At 52.5% G+C, this 16,528-nt stretch carries 13 protein-coding genes; 12 read left to right on the top strand and 1 reads right to left on the bottom strand.

Translation table 11 applies throughout. The features are described 5' to 3' along the window. Positions 1 to 12: 12 nt before the first annotated feature. The 4 genes from glgB to msrB all read left to right on the top strand — a co-directional run bounded on the left by glgB (position 13) and on the right by msrB (position 6,416). Positions 13 to 2,184 (top strand): 1,4-alpha-glucan branching protein GlgB, encoded by a 2,172-nt coding sequence (glgB, locus tag ACTUJZ_RS03765; protein ID WP_463634920.1) that lies wholly within the window; start codon positions 13 to 15, stop codon positions 2,182 to 2,184. Between the two features lie 21 nt (positions 2,185 to 2,205). Continuing rightward, the gene (gene glgX, locus ACTUJZ_RS03760) at positions 2,206 to 4,263 is read left to right on the top strand and encodes a glycogen debranching protein GlgX (protein ID WP_463634919.1); all 2,058 of its coding nucleotides are present in this window, start codon (positions 2,206 to 2,208) and stop codon (positions 4,261 to 4,263) included. Positions 4,264 to 4,444: 181 nt separating this feature from the next. Next, positions 4,445 to 5,998: an NADP-dependent phosphogluconate dehydrogenase gene (gene gndA, locus ACTUJZ_RS03755; RefSeq protein ID WP_463634918.1), complete on the top strand. Its 1,554-nt coding sequence runs from the start codon at positions 4,445 to 4,447 to the stop codon at positions 5,996 to 5,998. A gap of 22 nt (positions 5,999 to 6,020) precedes the next feature. Next, positions 6,021 to 6,416 carry a peptide-methionine (R)-S-oxide reductase MsrB gene (gene msrB / locus ACTUJZ_RS03750; protein ID WP_463634917.1) on the top strand — a complete coding sequence of 132 codons (396 nt, stop codon included), beginning with the start codon at positions 6,021 to 6,023 and terminating at the stop codon, positions 6,414 to 6,416. Between the two features lie 139 nt (positions 6,417 to 6,555). Here the strand turns inward: msrB and ACTUJZ_RS03745 are convergent, their stop codons facing one another. Beyond that, a complete protein-coding gene (locus ACTUJZ_RS03745) occupies positions 6,556 to 7,443 on the bottom strand; it encodes a DUF2989 domain-containing protein (RefSeq protein WP_463634916.1) in 888 nt (295 codons plus the stop codon). A 135-nt stretch (positions 7,444 to 7,578) separates the two neighbouring features. On the opposite strand from ACTUJZ_RS03745, the gene ACTUJZ_RS03740 reads away from it, so the two are divergent. From ACTUJZ_RS03740 to ACTUJZ_RS03705, 8 genes are all read left to right on the top strand, one after another. Then, a complete protein-coding gene (locus ACTUJZ_RS03740) occupies positions 7,579 to 9,024 on the top strand; it encodes a glyceraldehyde-3-phosphate dehydrogenase (RefSeq protein ID WP_463634915.1) in 1,446 nt (481 codons plus the stop codon). A 109-nt stretch (positions 9,025 to 9,133) separates the two neighbouring features. Continuing rightward, positions 9,134 to 9,733 carry a TlpA family protein disulfide reductase gene (locus ACTUJZ_RS03735; protein ID WP_463634914.1) on the top strand — a complete coding sequence of 200 codons (600 nt, stop codon included), beginning with the start codon at positions 9,134 to 9,136 and terminating at the stop codon, positions 9,731 to 9,733. Positions 9,734 to 9,883: 150 nt separating this feature from the next. Next, positions 9,884 to 11,011: a M14 family metallopeptidase gene (locus ACTUJZ_RS03730; RefSeq protein WP_463634912.1), complete on the top strand. Its 1,128-nt coding sequence runs from the start codon at positions 9,884 to 9,886 to the stop codon at positions 11,009 to 11,011. Between the two features lie 57 nt (positions 11,012 to 11,068). Continuing rightward, complete coding sequence (locus tag ACTUJZ_RS03725; RefSeq protein WP_463634911.1) at positions 11,069 to 12,730, top strand: alanine/glycine:cation symporter family protein; 1,662 nt, start codon at positions 11,069 to 11,071, stop codon at positions 12,728 to 12,730. A 131-nt stretch (positions 12,731 to 12,861) separates the two neighbouring features. Next, on the top strand, positions 12,862 to 13,191 hold the full coding sequence (locus ACTUJZ_RS03720) for a zinc-ribbon domain-containing protein (RefSeq protein ID WP_463634910.1): 330 nt from the start codon (positions 12,862 to 12,864) through the stop codon (positions 13,189 to 13,191). Continuing rightward, entirely contained in the window at positions 13,188 to 13,475 is a 288-nt protein-coding gene (locus ACTUJZ_RS03715) for a YeaC family protein (RefSeq protein ID WP_463634909.1), read from the top strand. The genes ACTUJZ_RS03720 and ACTUJZ_RS03715 overlap by 4 nt, the downstream gene beginning before the upstream one ends. Continuing rightward, positions 13,465 to 16,314 (top strand): DUF349 domain-containing protein, encoded by a 2,850-nt coding sequence (locus tag ACTUJZ_RS03710; RefSeq protein WP_463634908.1) that lies wholly within the window; start codon positions 13,465 to 13,467, stop codon positions 16,312 to 16,314. Before ACTUJZ_RS03715 ends, ACTUJZ_RS03710 begins: the two co-directional genes overlap by 11 nt. Continuing rightward, positions 16,298 to 16,516, top strand: coding sequence for a hypothetical protein (locus ACTUJZ_RS03705; RefSeq protein ID WP_463634907.1), 219 nt, complete (start codon positions 16,298 to 16,300; stop codon positions 16,514 to 16,516). The genes ACTUJZ_RS03710 and ACTUJZ_RS03705 overlap by 17 nt, the downstream gene beginning before the upstream one ends. The last annotated feature ends 12 nt before the right edge of the window (positions 16,517 to 16,528 follow it).

Genomic DNA, 16,528 nt, shown 5'->3' with positions numbered 1-16,528 from the left:
CAGGAGTACACTATGCAAATCGAGCAGCAGTTGGCGTGGGCCAAATGTGCCACCCCTTTTGAATCACTGGGCCCGCAAACCACGCCCACAGGCCGGCAGATTTGCATTTGGCGCCCCGGCGCCAGTGCGGTAACAGTGACCCGCGCCGGTCACAAAAAAGCACTCGCCACCTTTGATAAACCGCGTGGCGACGGCTTTTTTTGTGGCCCGGTGAATGGCCTTAAGCCCGGCCAGCCGTATGCGATTACCGCACAATATGACGATTACGAAGACACCGCGGTCGATCCGTATCAGTTTCAGGATGAAGCCTTTCATGCGGTGCATTTTATTGACCACGGGCCAGAGAATTTGTACCAGCAGGCTGGTGCCTGCTTGATTGACCTGGACGGCATCGCGGCTACCCGTTTTTGTGTGTATGCCCCCAATGCGGCAGCCGTTTCGCTCATCGGTGATTTCAACAGCTGGGATGGCCGGCTGCACCCGATGCAAAAAACCGATATGGGCTATTGGGTGCTGGTGGTGCCCGGGCTGGGTGCTGGCGAGCGCTACAAGTACCAGATCAAAGACAGTCACGGTAATGATCTACCGCACAAAGCCGATCCGTTAGGATTTCAGGCCGAGCAATACCCCTCCCACGCCTCGGTGATCTATGATCACAATACCTATCAATGGCAGGACAGCCAGTGGATGCAGCAGCGCGGCAAGGACCGCTATCATCGCCCCATGAGCATTTATGAGGTGCATCTGGGCTCGTGGCGCAAACCAGGCGATGATAGGCGCTATCTGTCTTACCGCGAGCTGGCAGAGACGCTAATTCCTTACGTGGTGGACATGGGCTACACCCACTTAGAATTGTTGCCGGTGTCTGAGTTTCCGTTTGACGGTTCCTGGGGCTATCAGCCGGTGGGCATGTTTGCTCCCACCAGCCGTTTTGGCAGCCCGGATGATTTTAAATTTTTTGTCGACCAGTGCCATCAGCAAGGCATCGGCGTCATCATCGACTGGGTACCGGCGCACTTTCCCGAAGATGGCCATGGCCTGGCGCGTTTTGATGGCAGCCATGTGTATGAATACGATGATCCGCGTAAAGGCTGGCATCCGGACTGGAACTCCTGCATCTATGATTTTGGTAAGGACACTGTTCGTCAGTTTTTAGTTGCCAATGCATTGTTCTGGCTGGATAAATATCATGTGGACGGGCTGCGTGTGGATGCCGTGGCCTCCATGCTGTACTTGGATTATTCACGCAACGACGGTGAATGGATCCCTAATGTCGATGGCGGCAATCAAAACTATGAAGCCATCAGCCTGTTGCGCTGGATGAATGAAGAAGTGTATCGCCATTACCCGGGCGCTATGACCATTGCCGAAGAGTCTACCTCTTTTCCGGGTGTGTCACGGCCAGTAAGTATGGGTGGCTTAGGCTTCGGCTTTAAATGGAACATGGGTTGGATGCATGATTCATTGCATTACATGGCCAAAGATCCGGCCTACCGGCGCTATCATCATTCTGAGATGACCTTTTCCATGGTCTATGCCTTCGATGAAAACTTTGTGTTGCCGCTGTCTCACGATGAAGTGGTGCATGGCAAAGGCAGTATCATCGATAAAATGCCAGGCGATGAATGGCAGGGCGCTGCCAACCACCGCTGTTATGCGGCGTTTATGTTTGCCCACCCGGGCAAAAAGCTCAACTTCATGGGCAACGAAATTGGCCAGTATCGCGAGTGGAATCACGATAGCTCGTTAGACTGGCATTTGCTGGAGTTTGATAAGCATCGCGGGCTGCAGCAGTTGTATAAAGATCTTAATCACGCCTATAAAGAAATGCCGGCATTGCATGAGCTGGACCATGCGCCCGAAGGCTTTTTCTGGCTCGATCATAACAATGCCGACCAAAGTGTATTGTCATTTGTGCGCAATAGCCGGGAAGAACGCCAGAAACTGGTGGTCGTGTGCAACTTCACGCCGCAGCCACGAGAGCACTACCGGGTGGGTGTACCGTCAGATGGCACTTATGAGCTGGTGTTAAATACCGATAATGGAAAATACTGGGGCAGTGACTATGCAGTAACGCAAACAGTGCACGCACAGGCAACACCCTGGAACGACCAGCCGTTCTCCATCGAAATTGCACTGCCGCCGTTAGCCACAGTGTACTGGGCATTAAAAACAGACGTATAAACGCGAACAGGGTTTGTAGTTATGAAGCAATCTGCCGGTGCAGCGCATCCGCTGGGCGCCACAGTGACCGAGGAGGGGGTAAACTTTGCAGTATACTGCCCGGAAGCCACCACGGTCATGTTATGTTTATTTAGCGCCGATACCGAAGAGCCGGTCAATGAAATAGAAGTGGCCAATAAAACAGGCGATATCTGGCATGCGCATATCGCCGGGCTGGGCCATCATCAGCATTATGCCTATCGGGTTAACCGTGGTACCTCACAATTGCTGCATGCGCCCACCGACAAATTGCTCATCGACCCGTACGCCAAAATGCTGAGTCGGCCATTGCACTGGAACGCGCGCCAGTATCAGAACGACTCACATTTTATGGTACCCAAAAGTGTGGTCATCGATCCGACCGCCAACCCGTTACCCCGGCCACCCAAACCGGGCCTGGCGGTGCATCAGCGGATTGTGTACGAGGCCCACGTAAAAGGCTTGACCCGGCTACATCCGGACGTGCCGGAAGCCGATCAGGGCAAATACACCGGCGCCTGTCACCCGGCGGTGCTTACACATTTAAAAAACCTGGGTGTCACCTCGGTGCAATTTATGCCGCTGGCGGCGTTTATGCCTGAGCCTTATATTACCGAAAAAGGCCTGACCAACTATTGGGGCTACAACCCGGTCAATTTTTTTGCCCCTGAACCCCGCTATGCCAAATCTGATGCCGTGGGTGAGCTGCAGCATATGGTCGATCGCTACCACGAAGCAGGCCTGGAAGTGATTGTTGATGTGGTGGTGAATCATACTGCCGAGGGCGGTAAGGGCGGCCCGGTATTAAGTTTTAAAGGCTTCAGCCCGTATCAAAGTTATCTGTTTGAACAAGCACCCAATGGCGAATTGGTATACAGCAACCATTCAGGCTGCGGCAACACCGTCAACACCGCCCAACCCGCCATGATGCAATTGATCATGGATGCTTTGCGCTACTGGGTGGAGGTAATTGGGGTAGACGGCTTTCGTTTTGATTTGGCGGTAAGTCTGGGGCGCGATCCTCAGGCATTTTCAGCCCAATCCGGTTTATTACGTGCCATGCGTCAGGATCCCACGCTAAAACATGCGGTGCTAATCGCCGAGCCCTGGGATATCGGCCCGTACGGCTATCAGCTCGGCAGTTTTAACAGCGACTGGCTGGAAGTGAACGATAAATACCGGGATACTGTGCGCGCGTTCTGGCGTGGCGATGCCAACACCACCGCCGATTTTGCCACACGCCTGATGGGCTCTACCGATGTGTTTACCAAAGGAGCCCGGCATATTAATACGTCGGTCAATAATGTCACTTATCATGATGGGTTCACCCTGCATGATCTGGTCAGTTATGCAGAGCGCCACAATGAAGCCAATGGCGAAGAAAACCGTGACGGCCATGGCCATAATCTATCGGCTAATTATGGCGTTGAAGGGCAAACCAACGACCCGGCCATATTGGCGGTACGTGAGCAGCAAAAGCGCAATTTGTTTACCACGCTGATCTTAAGCCAGGGCACGCCGCATATTTTGGGGGGCGATGAGCTGAGTCGCACCCAGATGGGCAACAACAATGCCTACTGTCAGGATAACGAGTTAAACTGGTATCACTGGCAGCTTAACAAGCAAAAACAGGATTTTTTAGAGTTTTGCAGTTTTGTTATCGCGTTGCGTAAATCCAGTTCTTTGTGGTCGCACCTGCTGCTGGCCGACGATACCTGGCAAACCAAAACCAATGTGCACAAGGTGTGCTGGTACCGGCCCGATGGCAGCCGCAAGCAAACCAAAGATTGGCACCGTTCTGACAATCGTTCGTTTGCGCTGGAAATTGAAGGCAGTGGCACTACCACCCGTAATTCTGAGCATTGGTATGTGTGCTTTAATTCAGCCGATCATGATGTGCGGTTTAATTTACCCTACGTAGCTGCCCGCAGCGGTTGGCGCCTGAAGCTGGATACCCGCTATGCCTCCCTGCGCGACCACCCACAAATCTGTATTCAACGGGTTTTTCAGCAAGCACCACGATCCATCGCCTTGTTTCGCTTTGCTCAGTTGCCTGCCTGAGGCAGGCCGGAGTGAGGTTGACCAGTGCCGAAAAAAGCGGCGTCTGTTGGCGCTAGGCAGGCGTAAAGCAAGCCTAACGATCCGCTAAGCATGTTTTTTTGTTGAAATTCCCGCAATGATAGTGTTTGGATGCGCATCGGGTGATAAGATGCGCAGCCATCTGCAACCTAAGGTGACAACCATGCAAAAAGAAGATGGACAGCAAGAGGCTCAGGCGCAATGTGATATTGGCTTTATTGGCCTGGGAGTGATGGGAGCAAATCTGACCATGAATCTGGCAGATAATGGCTATCGCGTAGCCTGCTTTGATCTGGATCAGAGTAAGGTCGACGCTATTATTGCCAAAGATGGCGCAGAACGCCCCGCGCAAACCGCACCTCGCGTTGAAGGTTGCAGCTCTTACACGGAGCTTTTAAGTAAACTCAAAGCCCCGCATCTAATTATTTTATCTGTTCCTGCCGGCGACCCGGTGGATCATGTGTGTCATCATCTGATTGATGCCGGCATCAAAGCCGACGACATTGTGATCGACACCGGCAACAGTCTGTGGACCGACTCGGTGGAACGGGAAGAGCAGTACAAAAGCAAGTTTATCTTTTTTACCACCGCGGTTTCTGGCGGTGAAGTGGGCGCGCGGTTTGGCCCGTCGTTGATGCCCTCAGGCAACCCCTATGCCTGGACCCGCATCGAACCGGTGCTCAAAGCCATCGCCGCCAAGGTCGACCCGCAAACCGGTAAGCCGCTGGAATCCCGCGTACCCGGCCAGCCGATCACCGAAGGTGAGGCGTGCGCGACCTACATTGGCACCATGGGCGCCGGCCATTATGTCAAGATGGTGCATAATGGTATCGAATATGCCGACATGCAGCTGATTTGTGAAACCTACCAGGTCATGCGTACCTCGCTGCACATGGCACCAGGCGAAATCGCCGAGGTGTTCCGGCGCTGGAACGAAGGCAAGCTGAACAGCTACCTGATGGAAATCAGTGCCGAGGTGCTTGAGCAACTGGACCCGGAAACCGGTGAGCCGCTGGTGGATGTGATCTTAGATAAAGCCGGTCAGAAAGGCACTGGCTTGTGGACGGCGGTCAGTGCACTGCAGGTGGGTAGCCCGGCCCAAACCATTACTGCCGCGGTGTTTGCCCGCAGTATTTCAGGCTTAAAAGATGAGCGGGTAAAAGCCAGCGATATTCTTAAAGGCCCGGAAACGCCGGTGCTCGACGATGATGCCAAGATGGCGGCTGTGCATAAACTGGAACAGGCACTGTACTGTTCTAAGATTTGCGCGTATGCCCAGGGTTTTCAGCTGATGGCCACCGCGGCCAAAGAACATGACTGGGACCTGGATTTTGGCGGTATTGCGAAAATCTGGCGCGCCGGCTGCATCATTCGCGCGGTATTTTTGCAATCCATCGCTCAGGCGTATGAAAACAACGAAGATTTAGAAAACCTGTTATTGGATCCTTTCTTTGCCGAGCAGATCACGCAGATGCAGTCTGACTGGCGGGCGTCGATTGCTCAGGCCACCCTGGCCGGTATTCCGTGCCCGGCCATGATGTCGGCGTTAAGCTATTATGACTCGTACCGCACGGCTGTGTTGCCGGCTAATCTGCTACAGGGCCAGCGCGATTATTTTGGCGCGCACACCTATCAGCGGATTGATAAACCGGCCGGTAAAAAGTTCCATCTGGATTGGAGCGATCCACAACGCCGGCAGGTTGCTATCAAGAAGTAATACCCGCAGGTAGGAGACAGTGATGAGCGATAAACAAACTGAGCAACTGACCGAACAGGAACATCAGGTGATCCGCGAAGCCGGCACCGAGCGGCCATTTACCGGCGCGCTGCTTAACGAAGAGCGCAATGGCATGTATGTGTGCAAAGCCTGTGGTGCCGAATTGTTTTCATCAGACACCAAATTTGATGCCGGCTGCGGCTGGCCATCGTTTTATGATCAAAGCGCACACAGCAATGTGGGCTTTCGTGAAGATGATTCCCACGGCATGCAGCGCACTGAAATTTATTGCAAGCAGTGTGATGCGCATTTAGGTCATGTGTTTCCAGACGGGCCACAGCCAACCGGGCAGCGCTATTGCGTGAATTCGTTATCGATGAATTTTACCTCTGAGGATAACGATACTGTACGCGGCTAAGCCCTTAACAACTGGTGATTATTTAGCCAGTCAGAACGGTAAACAAAAAGCGCGTGTGAAAACACGCGCTTTTTTTATGCAGATCCAGCCGCTTTTTACTTTTTTTCGATGAAATTAACTTTCAGTTTACAGCCTCAGTTTACAGACGGTGCAGGCCCAGATTATAGGCATTAAAGGCGCTGTCCTCGAGGGCTTCGACCACCTTGTCAGCCACATCATCGAGCTGCTCGGTACGCGAAGCATCCAGGCTGGCCAGCCGCCGGGTAATACTGGCATCTTCTGGTAAGTCAAACGCCCGGGCCACCTGTAACCACACATAGGCAGCTTCCAGTTGCTCACGATACATGGCCATGGTGCTCAAGCTGCCGAATATTTCCGGGTCAATGTGGTCCGGGTCCTGATACAGCGCCAGTGCGTCAAACAACGTGGCGCGAGCGGTTTGCGGGTCGGTTTTGACCTGCATGCTGGCGAGCATCACCAACAACTGCGGATCATGCTGCAGCTCACCCCGCTTGGCTGCCTGCATAAAGCGTTCACCGGCTTGCGTCTGGTGAAAGCGGCTCCAGTGATAAAAAGCCAGGTAGGGATCGGCACTGTCCTGGGTTTGCCACTTGAGTTGTTTCAGCTCGCGCTGCGCGGTGAGCACGCCACGCATCCGGCCGGCTTCTTTGTCGCGCTGTTTGATATGCTGGATCCCCGAGGCTTTACCAATACACGCCTGGTAGGCTTCCCACTTGTTAAACAAGGCATACTGTTGCTGGCCGCTGGCCATACGTTGCGGCTCGGTCAGTTGCAGATAACGGTGACGAATAATTTCGGCTTTTTCAGCCCGACACCAGGCATCCGGATTTAAATCATTGCACATGGTCGGGTGACTTTCGCAAATTGAGGCAATGCTGGTTTGCTGCCAGGCCTCACATCCGGTCAGGCTGCCCAAGGTGGCCAGCCCGATTGCCGCTAATGTTGAAAACTTACGGAACAATCCTGCATCAGACTGGCTTGTAAGCAGGTTTTTGAAACTATTCAACAATTTGTCTTCCTTTCTGGCTTCCTTAGAATACACAGCGTCCATCACCGGCCGCATAACTCACCTAGTGTACCCTAAAATAATAGGGCCGGGATGGTCACTCTCCAAACTATTTTAGTCGATGAAGGCAAGGGCATGAATCAACAGTTTGAACAGGAATTGCAAAGCAGCTGGCAGGAACGCCAGGAATTCGCAGAAATGATGCTGCCGTTAATTGGGCGCTTGTACCGCAAATATGCAGTAGAAATTTCAGTTTATGGCCGTCCGTTATTAAACGCCAGCGCTATTGATGTGATCAAAGCCCACCGTATGGTGCGCTTGCATGAAGGCATCAAATTACGCCTGCGCGAAAGCTGGCCGATGCTGGAAGCGTTAAGCACCATGCAGCTGGCTCCTGCTCAGATTGATATTGGTAAGCTGGCATTTGATTTTCATTATGGGGCGGCTGTTGATAACACCGACCTTGATGCCTATCTGCGCCAGCAACTGGCTGATGTCGTCGACCAACAAGACAACCAAACCCCACGCGATGTAGTGCTGTATGGCTTTGGCCGTATCGGTCGTTTATTGGCTCGACTGCTGATTGAACGCCAGGGCATGAACAATAAATTGCGTTTGCGTGCCATTGTGGTGCGCGGCGGCCGTGAAGGCGACCTGGAAAAACGGGCCAGCCTGCTGCGCCGCGATTCGGTACACGGACCATTTAATGGCAGCATTACTGTGGATGAAGAACGTCAGGCCATTAAAGCCAACGGTGCGTTTATTCAGGTGATTTATGCCAATAGCCCGGATGAGGTGGATTACACCCAATATGGCATCAACGATGCCATCGTTGTGGACAATACCGGCATCTGGCGTGACCGTGATGGGCTTGGCTTACATCTTAAAGCCAAAGGCACCCAAAAAGTGGTGCTGACCGCCCCGGGTAAGGGTGACATCAAAAATATTGTGCACGGCGTCAATTCTGCCGATGTGACCGACAGTGACACGATTTTGTCGGCGGCCAGCTGTACTACCAATGCCATCACCCCGGTGCTCAAAGCACTGGATGAAGAATACGGCATCACCAGCGGGCACGTGGAAACAGTGCATTCGTACACCAATGACCAGAATCTGATTGATAACTACCATAAAGCTGAGCGTCGTGGTCGCAGTGCGCCGCTTAACATGGTCATTACCGAAACCGGTGCAGCCAAGGCAGTTTCCAAGGCTTATCCTAAACTGGCGGGTAAGCTCACCGGCAATGCGATTCGGGTACCCACTCCCAATGTATCGCTGGCTATTTTGAATCTGAACCTGGGCAAAGAGACCGACAAGCTGCAAATCAATGAGTTTTTGCGTGACACAGCGTTGTTCTCGCCGTTACAGCATCAGATTGATTACACAGCCAGTAAAGAAGTTGTGTCCAGCGACCTGGTGGGCTCGCGCGCCGCGGCGGTAGTGGACTCCCAGGCCACTATTGTGGCGGACAACCGGGTAACCCTGTATGTCTGGTACGACAATGAGTTTGGTTACTCGTGCCAGGTGATGCGGGTGGTGCGTGACATGGCGAATTTAACGTTCCCAACATTGCCAGCGTAAGCGTTGGCAAGCTTATATACCGGCCTGCTAGATTCGGGGCCGGTTTTTTTGTACCTTGAGCGAAGTTTCACGTACAAACAAGCGTGATGATGAATTCAGGGTAGTAGCAATGAATAGAAACAAACCCCTGCCGTGGTATCGCCGTTCACTGATCCGTTGGATACGCGACATCGGCATTATTGTGGCAGTGATCTACGGCATCAGTCAGTGGCAAATGCGGGGGATGCTCACCACCGATGGTGACGCCGCGCCGTCAGTGACCTTTGTGAAAACGCTCAACGGCGAGCCGTATACCATTTCCGCCCGCGCCGGCAAACGGACACTGATTTACTTTTTTGCGCCCTGGTGTGAGGTGTGCAAATTAAGCATCGCCAACACCGACGTGGTGGATCGTAAAAAATATCAGGTGTTTCGGGTCGCATTGGATTACGACAGCGTGGCCGATGTGCGCCGGTTTATTGAAGAAGCTGATGTAAGCGGGCCAGTCTTTTTAGGCAATGCTAAATTGAAGTCAAATTTTCAGGTGCAGGGCTATCCGTCCTACTATCTGTTGGATGAACAATTTAAGGTGGTGGATCGGGCGCTGGGGTATTCATCCTCGGCCGGGTTAAAGCTGCGTACCTGGCTTTCTTCACCCGGCCCGGATGTGCCGAAAACTGCGCGCCAGGATACCCCTGCGGTGCCAGCCAAACCCACGCCCCAAAACTAACTGGTCAATGAATAGCCAAGTGTCATCATCTGTGCACAAAATACGATGAAAGGGTTCTGTTAGCAGCCGGCTAATACGGTATAAACATGGTATTAACCAAACACAGTATGCTAAATTACCGCGCAAACTCATCTGAGGAACACAAATCGTATGCATATTTCCAGTCAGTTTGACAGCGGCAACATTCGGGTTATCAAAGCCGACGCCCCCGAAGACATCGTGTTGGGGATCAACCAGGATCATCAGTCTGAATTTTATCAGTGGTTTCATTTTCGTTTGTTTGGTGAGGTCCTCACCACCCACACCTTGACCATTACTGACCTGGCCAAATCGGCTTATCCGGACGGCTGGAAAGACTACAATGTGTTGGCTTCGTATGATCGTGAAACTTGGTTTCGGGTGGACAGCGAGTTTGATGGCAATAATCTGAAATTCTCGCTGACGCTGGAACAGCCCAGTGTGTTCTTTGCGTATTTTATTCCTTATAGCTATGAGCGCCATCTGGACCTCATCAGCGATGCACAAATGTTTTTAGACTGCGAACATCGCTTACTTGGACAGACTCTTGATGGCCGCGACTTATCCATGCTGGTCATTGGTGATGAAGCCCCGGGCAAGAAAAAAGTCTGGATCACCGCCCGCCAGCATCCTGGGGAAAGCATGGCGCAGTGGTGTGCCGAAGGTTTGATCTATCGCCTGCTGGATGAAGAAGATGGGTTGTCCCGCGACTTACTCAACCAGGCGACCTTTTATGTAATCCCCAACATGAACCCCGATGGATCCGCCCGCGGTCATCTGCGCACCAATGCCGCCGGCACAAACTTAAACCGCGAATGGGCCGAACCCACGTCTGAAAAAAGCCCAGAGGTGCTGTATGTGTTAAATGCCATGGATGAGATTGGCGTAGACATGTACCTGGATCTGCACGGTGATGAAGCACTACCGTATAACTTTGTCGCAGGCAGTGAAGGCATCCCATCGTATGATGCGCGTTTGGAGCAACTGGAAACCACGTTTAAACAAACCTTATTGGCGGTTACCCCTGAATTTCAGGACGAATTTGGCTATCCCAAAGACAAGCCAGGCGAAGCTAATTTAGCCGTGGCCTCCAATGCGGTGGGTGAGCGTTTCAAATGCCTGGCCTATACCTTCGAAATGCCATTTAAAGATAATGCAAATTTACCTGATCCGGTCTTTGGCTGGTCGGTTCAGCGGTGTCAGCAATTAGGCGAGGACTTGCTGATTGCCACCCGTTCGGTGTTACCAACACTGCGCTAATAATAAAAAACGCCAAATAAAACAAAATCACAATAACAAGATTAAGGGGAACCTGTTTTGGAAGGCTTGTACAATTTTTTAACGTCGCTGGACGGCATACTAGGGGGTTCGCCCTGGTTTCCGTTTGTGCTGTTAGGCGTGGGCCTATTTTTTACCGTGTATCTGCGCTTTCCGCAGGTGCGGTATTTTAAGCATGCCTGGAAGGTCGTATTTGGTAAATTCGATAAAGGCAATGAACCGGGTGACACCACCCATTTTCGCGCCCTGACCACCGCACTGTCTGGTACTGTTGGTACTGGTAATATCAGCGGGGTGGCGTTTGCCCTGTATCTGGGCGGGCCGGCGGCCTTGTTCTGGATGTGGGCTACAGCCTTTTTTGGTATGACCACAAAATTTGTTGAAGTGACCCTGTCGCATAAATACCGGGTGCAAACCGAAGATGGCACGATGGCCGGTGGCCCCATGTATTACATGGATCGTCGCCTTAATATGAAATGGCTGGCGGTGGCATTTGCTGTGGCCACAGTGATCTCTTCATTCGGTACTGGTAACCTGCCGCAAAGTAATGGTATTGCCCAGAGCATCGAAGCCACCTTTGGCTTTGAACCGGCCATTGTCGGCAGTGTGCTGGGGATCTTACTGGCGCTGGTTATCCTAGGCGGTATTCAGCGTATAGCGGCGGTTACCGCGCGGGTGGTGCCGCTGATGGCGGTGATTTACCTGATTGGTGCGCTGGCCGTGATCTTTGCCAACCTGGAAAATATTGGCCCATCGTTTACCGCCATTGTGTCGGATGCCTTTAGTGGTTCTGCTGCAGCAGGCGGCTTCCTGGGCGCGTCACTGGCTTATGCCTTTAACAAAGGAGTGAACCGCGGCCTGTTTTCTAACGAAGCCGGTCAGGGGTCGGCACCCATTGCCCATGCGGCGGCGAAAACCAAAGAGCCAGCGTCAGAGGGCATGGTATCGCTGTTGGAACCGTTTATCGATACCATCGTGATCTGTACCATCACCGGGCTGGTGATCTTGTCGTCGGGCGTGTGGAAAGAAAAGCACGAGAACAATTTTGACCGCTCGGACATGTACTTTGTGCAAGGTAGTTTTGATGACAGTCGCGCCGAAGATGTGGGCAAGTTGTACAACTTCCTCAATGAAATTGAAGGCCATGAAATCAAGCCGTACACCGGCGAGATTCGAGTGGTCAATGGCACCGCAGTATCCGATGGTTTTACGCTAATCAATGCGCGCTCTGTCGCCGAAGATGTGATCTATTCGGTGGGTGATGAAGATGCCTTTACTGGTTCACTGAAAATTGTCGATGGCAAACCGGTTAAAGAAAATCTGGAAGTCTCAGGTAAATCACTGGTGCACTCAGCAGCGTTGACCACCATCGCCTTTACCCGCGGATACTTTGGTAACTGGGGCCAGTATATTGTGTCGGTGGGGCTGATGCTGTTTGCCTTTTCTACCGCGATTGCCTGGTCTTATTATGGTGACCGCGCCATGACGTACCTGTTCGGCCCCCGTTCGGTGATGCCTTACCGGGTGATTTATGTGGCGGGCTTCATCTGGGCAGCCTTTTCAGATACCACCCTGGTATGGGCGTTGTCAGCTGTCGCAATTGTAATTATGACCCTGCCGAACCTGTTTGGTATATTGATGCTTAGTAAAGAAATGAAGCAGACCGTGAATAATTACTGGAGCCAGTTTCACAGAAAATAGCAGTCTTGCTAAAATGCGTACCACGTGAATAGGGAGTGTTCTTTATTTGCGCTGGTGCGCTTTTTTGTATGCCTTGTTGAGTGCCGGCCACAGGGATGGCCGTAGCATCAACAAACAAACCTGGAGATTTCATGGCACTGATAGATTGCCCGTCGTGTAACAAAAAGATTTCGGATAAAGCCGATAGCTGCCCACATTGTGGTTTTGCGTTGGCCGAAGCCTCCTCAGAAGATATTTTGCGTAAGCAACAACTGACGCGTTTTAAAAAGCTGCACAGTATTCAAAATCAGTCGATGATTGCCATGTTGTTATTTGTGGCAGGCTTTGGCTTTATGTACTGGGGCGGTGCCAATAAAGGCGATTTGCAGTACAACCTGGCGGTGTTATCGGTGGTTATCGGGTTTATCTGGTACATCGTTAATCGCATTCGGATTTTAATTATCAAACGATTTTCATCATGAATATAGATGCTTTATTAGCCGCCATGACGCCCGAGGTGTATGAACGCCTGCGTCAGGCAGTAGAAACCGGTAAGTGGGGCGATGGGACACCGCTTAGTGATGAGCAACGTGAAAGCACCATGCAGGCGGTCATGTTGTATCAGGCTAAAGTGGCCCAGTCGACAGAACATATGACGGTCAACGCCAGTGGCGAGATTGTGCACAAAAGTAAGCGCGAATTTAAACAGGCGCTTGAAGCAACGGATGATAACGAAATAGCACGGTTCAGACAGGATGATATTTAGTCGGATTTTCACGCCCGCGCATGCCAATAAGGATCCCGCGGTCAGACAAGCGGCCATCGAAAAATTATCGCCGCATAAGCAGCAGGATAAAGCCATCTTGCACGAGCTGGCGTTTAACGACGACAATCCTCAGGTCATTCTGGCGGCGCTGACCCGTTTGGATTCTTTTGCCCTGTGGCAAAAATCTGCGCAACTGGCGCGCCAGGAAACGGTCAAACGCAGCGCGCGCGAGCGGGTTGAACAAACCATTCTGGCTAACGATGTAACAGAGGCTGAGCGGCAGCAACGCGACGATTATCTACGCGAATCGGCCCCGCAGGACCTGGTTAAGGCCGCGCTGCTGCAACCGGTGCCACAGCTTAACGATACATTGGTACTGAAGCTGCTGGAGAAAGTTGGCCAGGCAGAGTTTACACAGCGTTATTTTCAGCGTCAGGCCAGTGCTGTGGTAAAGCAGGCATTGATTAGACAGGCTGACAGTCCGTCGGTGCTGGATAAGTACGCCAAAAAAGAAGCCGACCCGCAAATAATTGCCGACATTGATGCTCGCCGTCATACCTTGCATCAGGCTGCGCACATGCCCTCGCAGGTTCAGCAGCAAATTACGCTGGTGTTATCTAAACTCAATGCGTTGCTGGATAGGGCTGATTATGCCGACATTACCGAGCGTATGGATGCTTTGCAGCAGGAATATGCCGCGCTCAAGCCACAATTTGACTGGTTAAGCGATGAAAGTATCCGCACCACCGAGCAAAAACATAGCCAGCTGACCGCCCAGCTGGAACGCCATCTGGCACGCTTGAAGCCACAATGGCAGCAGATGCAGGCCCAGCTGGCCCATCAGGAAGCGGTTTACGCTGCCCAGACGCAGCTGCAACAGGCAGAAGGTGCTATCACCGCGCTGTTTGAAGAAGTGCTGGTAACAGCGTCTGTCCAACAGGTGGCATCGGCTCAACAGCAATTGGACCAGGCAGAGCAGGCTGTAACAGCATTGCTTACCCTTGAACAGCAGGCCAGAGACGATAATCAACAGACCGCGAAGACACCGACGCGCTTCGCTGGACTAAGCACACGCCTGCAAAATCTGCAGCAGCAACTTGCCGGGTTTGATGACCAGCAGCGCACTGCCCAACAGCTGGCAGAATTGATCCAGCAAGCTGGCCACTATGATAATCAACATCCACCACAAGTGGCCGAGCAAGCGCAACTGCAACAACATTGGCAACAGCTAAGCCAGCAGCTGCGCAAGGTACCCAAGGCGCTGTCGCGTCAGTGGCATCAGCATACCAAGAGTTGGCAGCAACAACACAAGGCCGCGCAGGACCAGCAGCAACAGGCACAAAGAACCTGCCGTAAACATCTTAACATTGTTGATAATTTAATTGAGCAGGGACGGTTCAGGCCGGCAATGGCTCGATTTGAACAAGCTCGCCAAACCTTTGAAGCATTATCAGAGCGCGCCCGAGTACCGCTGCAAAAACGGTACGAGCAAACGCGCGAAAGTGTCGAGCACCTGGCCGGCTGGCAAGCCTATCTGGCTGCGCCGCGCAAACCGGAATTACTCGAGCAGGCTCAGCAACTGGCAGCGCAAACGCCTGACCACATCGGTGAGCGGGCAGCACGGGTTAAAGATTTACGCGCACAATGGCAAAGCCTGGTGCAGCCGGGCGAGGGCAGTGATGAACAGCAGCTGGCCTTTGATGTCGCGTTGGCTGCAGCGTTTGAGCCTTGTCGCGTGCATTTTGCCGAGCAAGACGCTAAGCGAAATGCCGCCCAGCAGGAGCGTGAAGCCTTAATTCAGCAGGCTGCAGCACTGGACACCCAGCAAGAGCCGGCAGCGCTGGCTCGTTGTGTGGAACAGTTGCGACAAGCCTGGCGAAATGCCGGGCAAACAGATAAACCGACTTTTGAAACGCTCAAAAAACAATGGGATCGTGCGTTGGCACCAGCGTTGGCGATAGTACAGCAATGGCAAGCTACCAATCGCGATGAAAAACAAGCGTTGATCGGCCAGGCCCAGGTATTGTTGAGTCAGGACGATCGCGCCCAGGCGACCGAAGCTGCCAAGCTGTTGCAGCAACAATGGAAAGCGATTGGTAGTGCGGGGCGCCACGAAAACAATCTGTGGCGTCACTTTCGCAAGGCTAACGATGCGCTGTTTGATGCTGCCAAACAAGCCCATCAGGCTTCAAAGCAAGCGCAGCAGGCTCAGGCTGATGCGTTATTGGAGCAGGCCGGTGAAGCTGTTCGGCAGTTGGAAAGCCAGGACAGCCTGGCCCGGTTACAAGAGCTGGCCGGGCAAGCAGCCGACTTGCCACCCTCTGTGCAGCAGCACGTGCTGCGCAAGATTGCTAAATGGCAAACCCAGATTGAACAGCGTCAAACCCAGCAGGCACAACAGCAACAGCAACATCAACGTACTCAGCAATATGAAAGCTTACTGGCTGCCATCGCCCAGTGGCAGGGCCATTCAAGTCCGGCATCTGAGCATATTGATCAAACGCTTTGGGCAGCACTTAACCGGGCGCATCAGCAAGCCTTGCAGGAAGCCAGGACTGTCGATAAAAGCCGTCTGTGGTATACCACGCAACTGGAAGTGCTGTGCAATATGCCCACACCGGACGCGCAATCGCCATTACGCCAGGATGTACAGCTGGCAATGATGATGCACAAACTGGAAGACGGCCAAAGCACGACTGCCGAGCAGGCTATCGTCGACTGGCTGGCCTGTGGGCCGATCCAGACAAACGAAACGCCATTGGTGAAACGTTTTAATCAGGTCATACGTACCTGCTTCATTGCATCACAACAGGATGAACCCCGTGAAAGTACATCTTGAGTATGAATTTACAACTGAACAGCATGCGTATCGCTTTTTAAATACCGCGATACATTTTGATGCTGAACAACTGGTGGTGAAGCTGGGGCGATCGGATCATCACGTGCAGGTGGCTTATCAATACCTGGACGGCAAGTTTGACTCCACCGCCAGTGATTTGGATGATCTGGCGCGCAATCTGAATGGAGTGGAAGTGCGATAACAAAAAAGGGCC

Source organism: Alteromonas sp. WD8-37 (assembly GCF_055326825.1).
The sequence above is the reverse complement of the archived record's forward strand: the minus strand, read 5'-3'. Positions and strand labels throughout refer to the sequence as shown.

Bases quoted from the DNA above. Each gene is read 5' to 3' on its own strand.
- glgX (WP_463634919.1), top strand. From the start codon at position 2,206: ATGAAGCAATCTGCCGGTGCAGCGCATCCGCTGGGCGCCACAGTGACC.
- ACTUJZ_RS03715 (WP_463634909.1), top strand. From the start codon at position 13,188: ATGAATATAGATGCTTTATTAGCCGCCATGACGCCCGAGGTGTATGAA.
- ACTUJZ_RS03735 (WP_463634914.1), top strand. From the start codon at position 9,134: ATGAATAGAAACAAACCCCTGCCGTGGTATCGCCGTTCACTGATCCGT.
- ACTUJZ_RS03730 (WP_463634912.1), top strand. From the start codon at position 9,884: ATGCATATTTCCAGTCAGTTTGACAGCGGCAACATTCGGGTTATCAAA.
- ACTUJZ_RS03740 (WP_463634915.1), top strand. From the start codon at position 7,579: ATGAATCAACAGTTTGAACAGGAATTGCAAAGCAGCTGGCAGGAACGC.
- glgB (WP_463634920.1), top strand. From the start codon at position 13: ATGCAAATCGAGCAGCAGTTGGCGTGGGCCAAATGTGCCACCCCTTTT.
- gndA (WP_463634918.1), top strand. From the start codon at position 4,445: ATGCAAAAAGAAGATGGACAGCAAGAGGCTCAGGCGCAATGTGATATT.
- ACTUJZ_RS03710 (WP_463634908.1), top strand. From the start codon at position 13,465: ATGATATTTAGTCGGATTTTCACGCCCGCGCATGCCAATAAGGATCCC.
- msrB (WP_463634917.1), top strand. From the start codon at position 6,021: ATGAGCGATAAACAAACTGAGCAACTGACCGAACAGGAACATCAGGTG.
- ACTUJZ_RS03720 (WP_463634910.1), top strand. From the start codon at position 12,862: ATGGCACTGATAGATTGCCCGTCGTGTAACAAAAAGATTTCGGATAAA.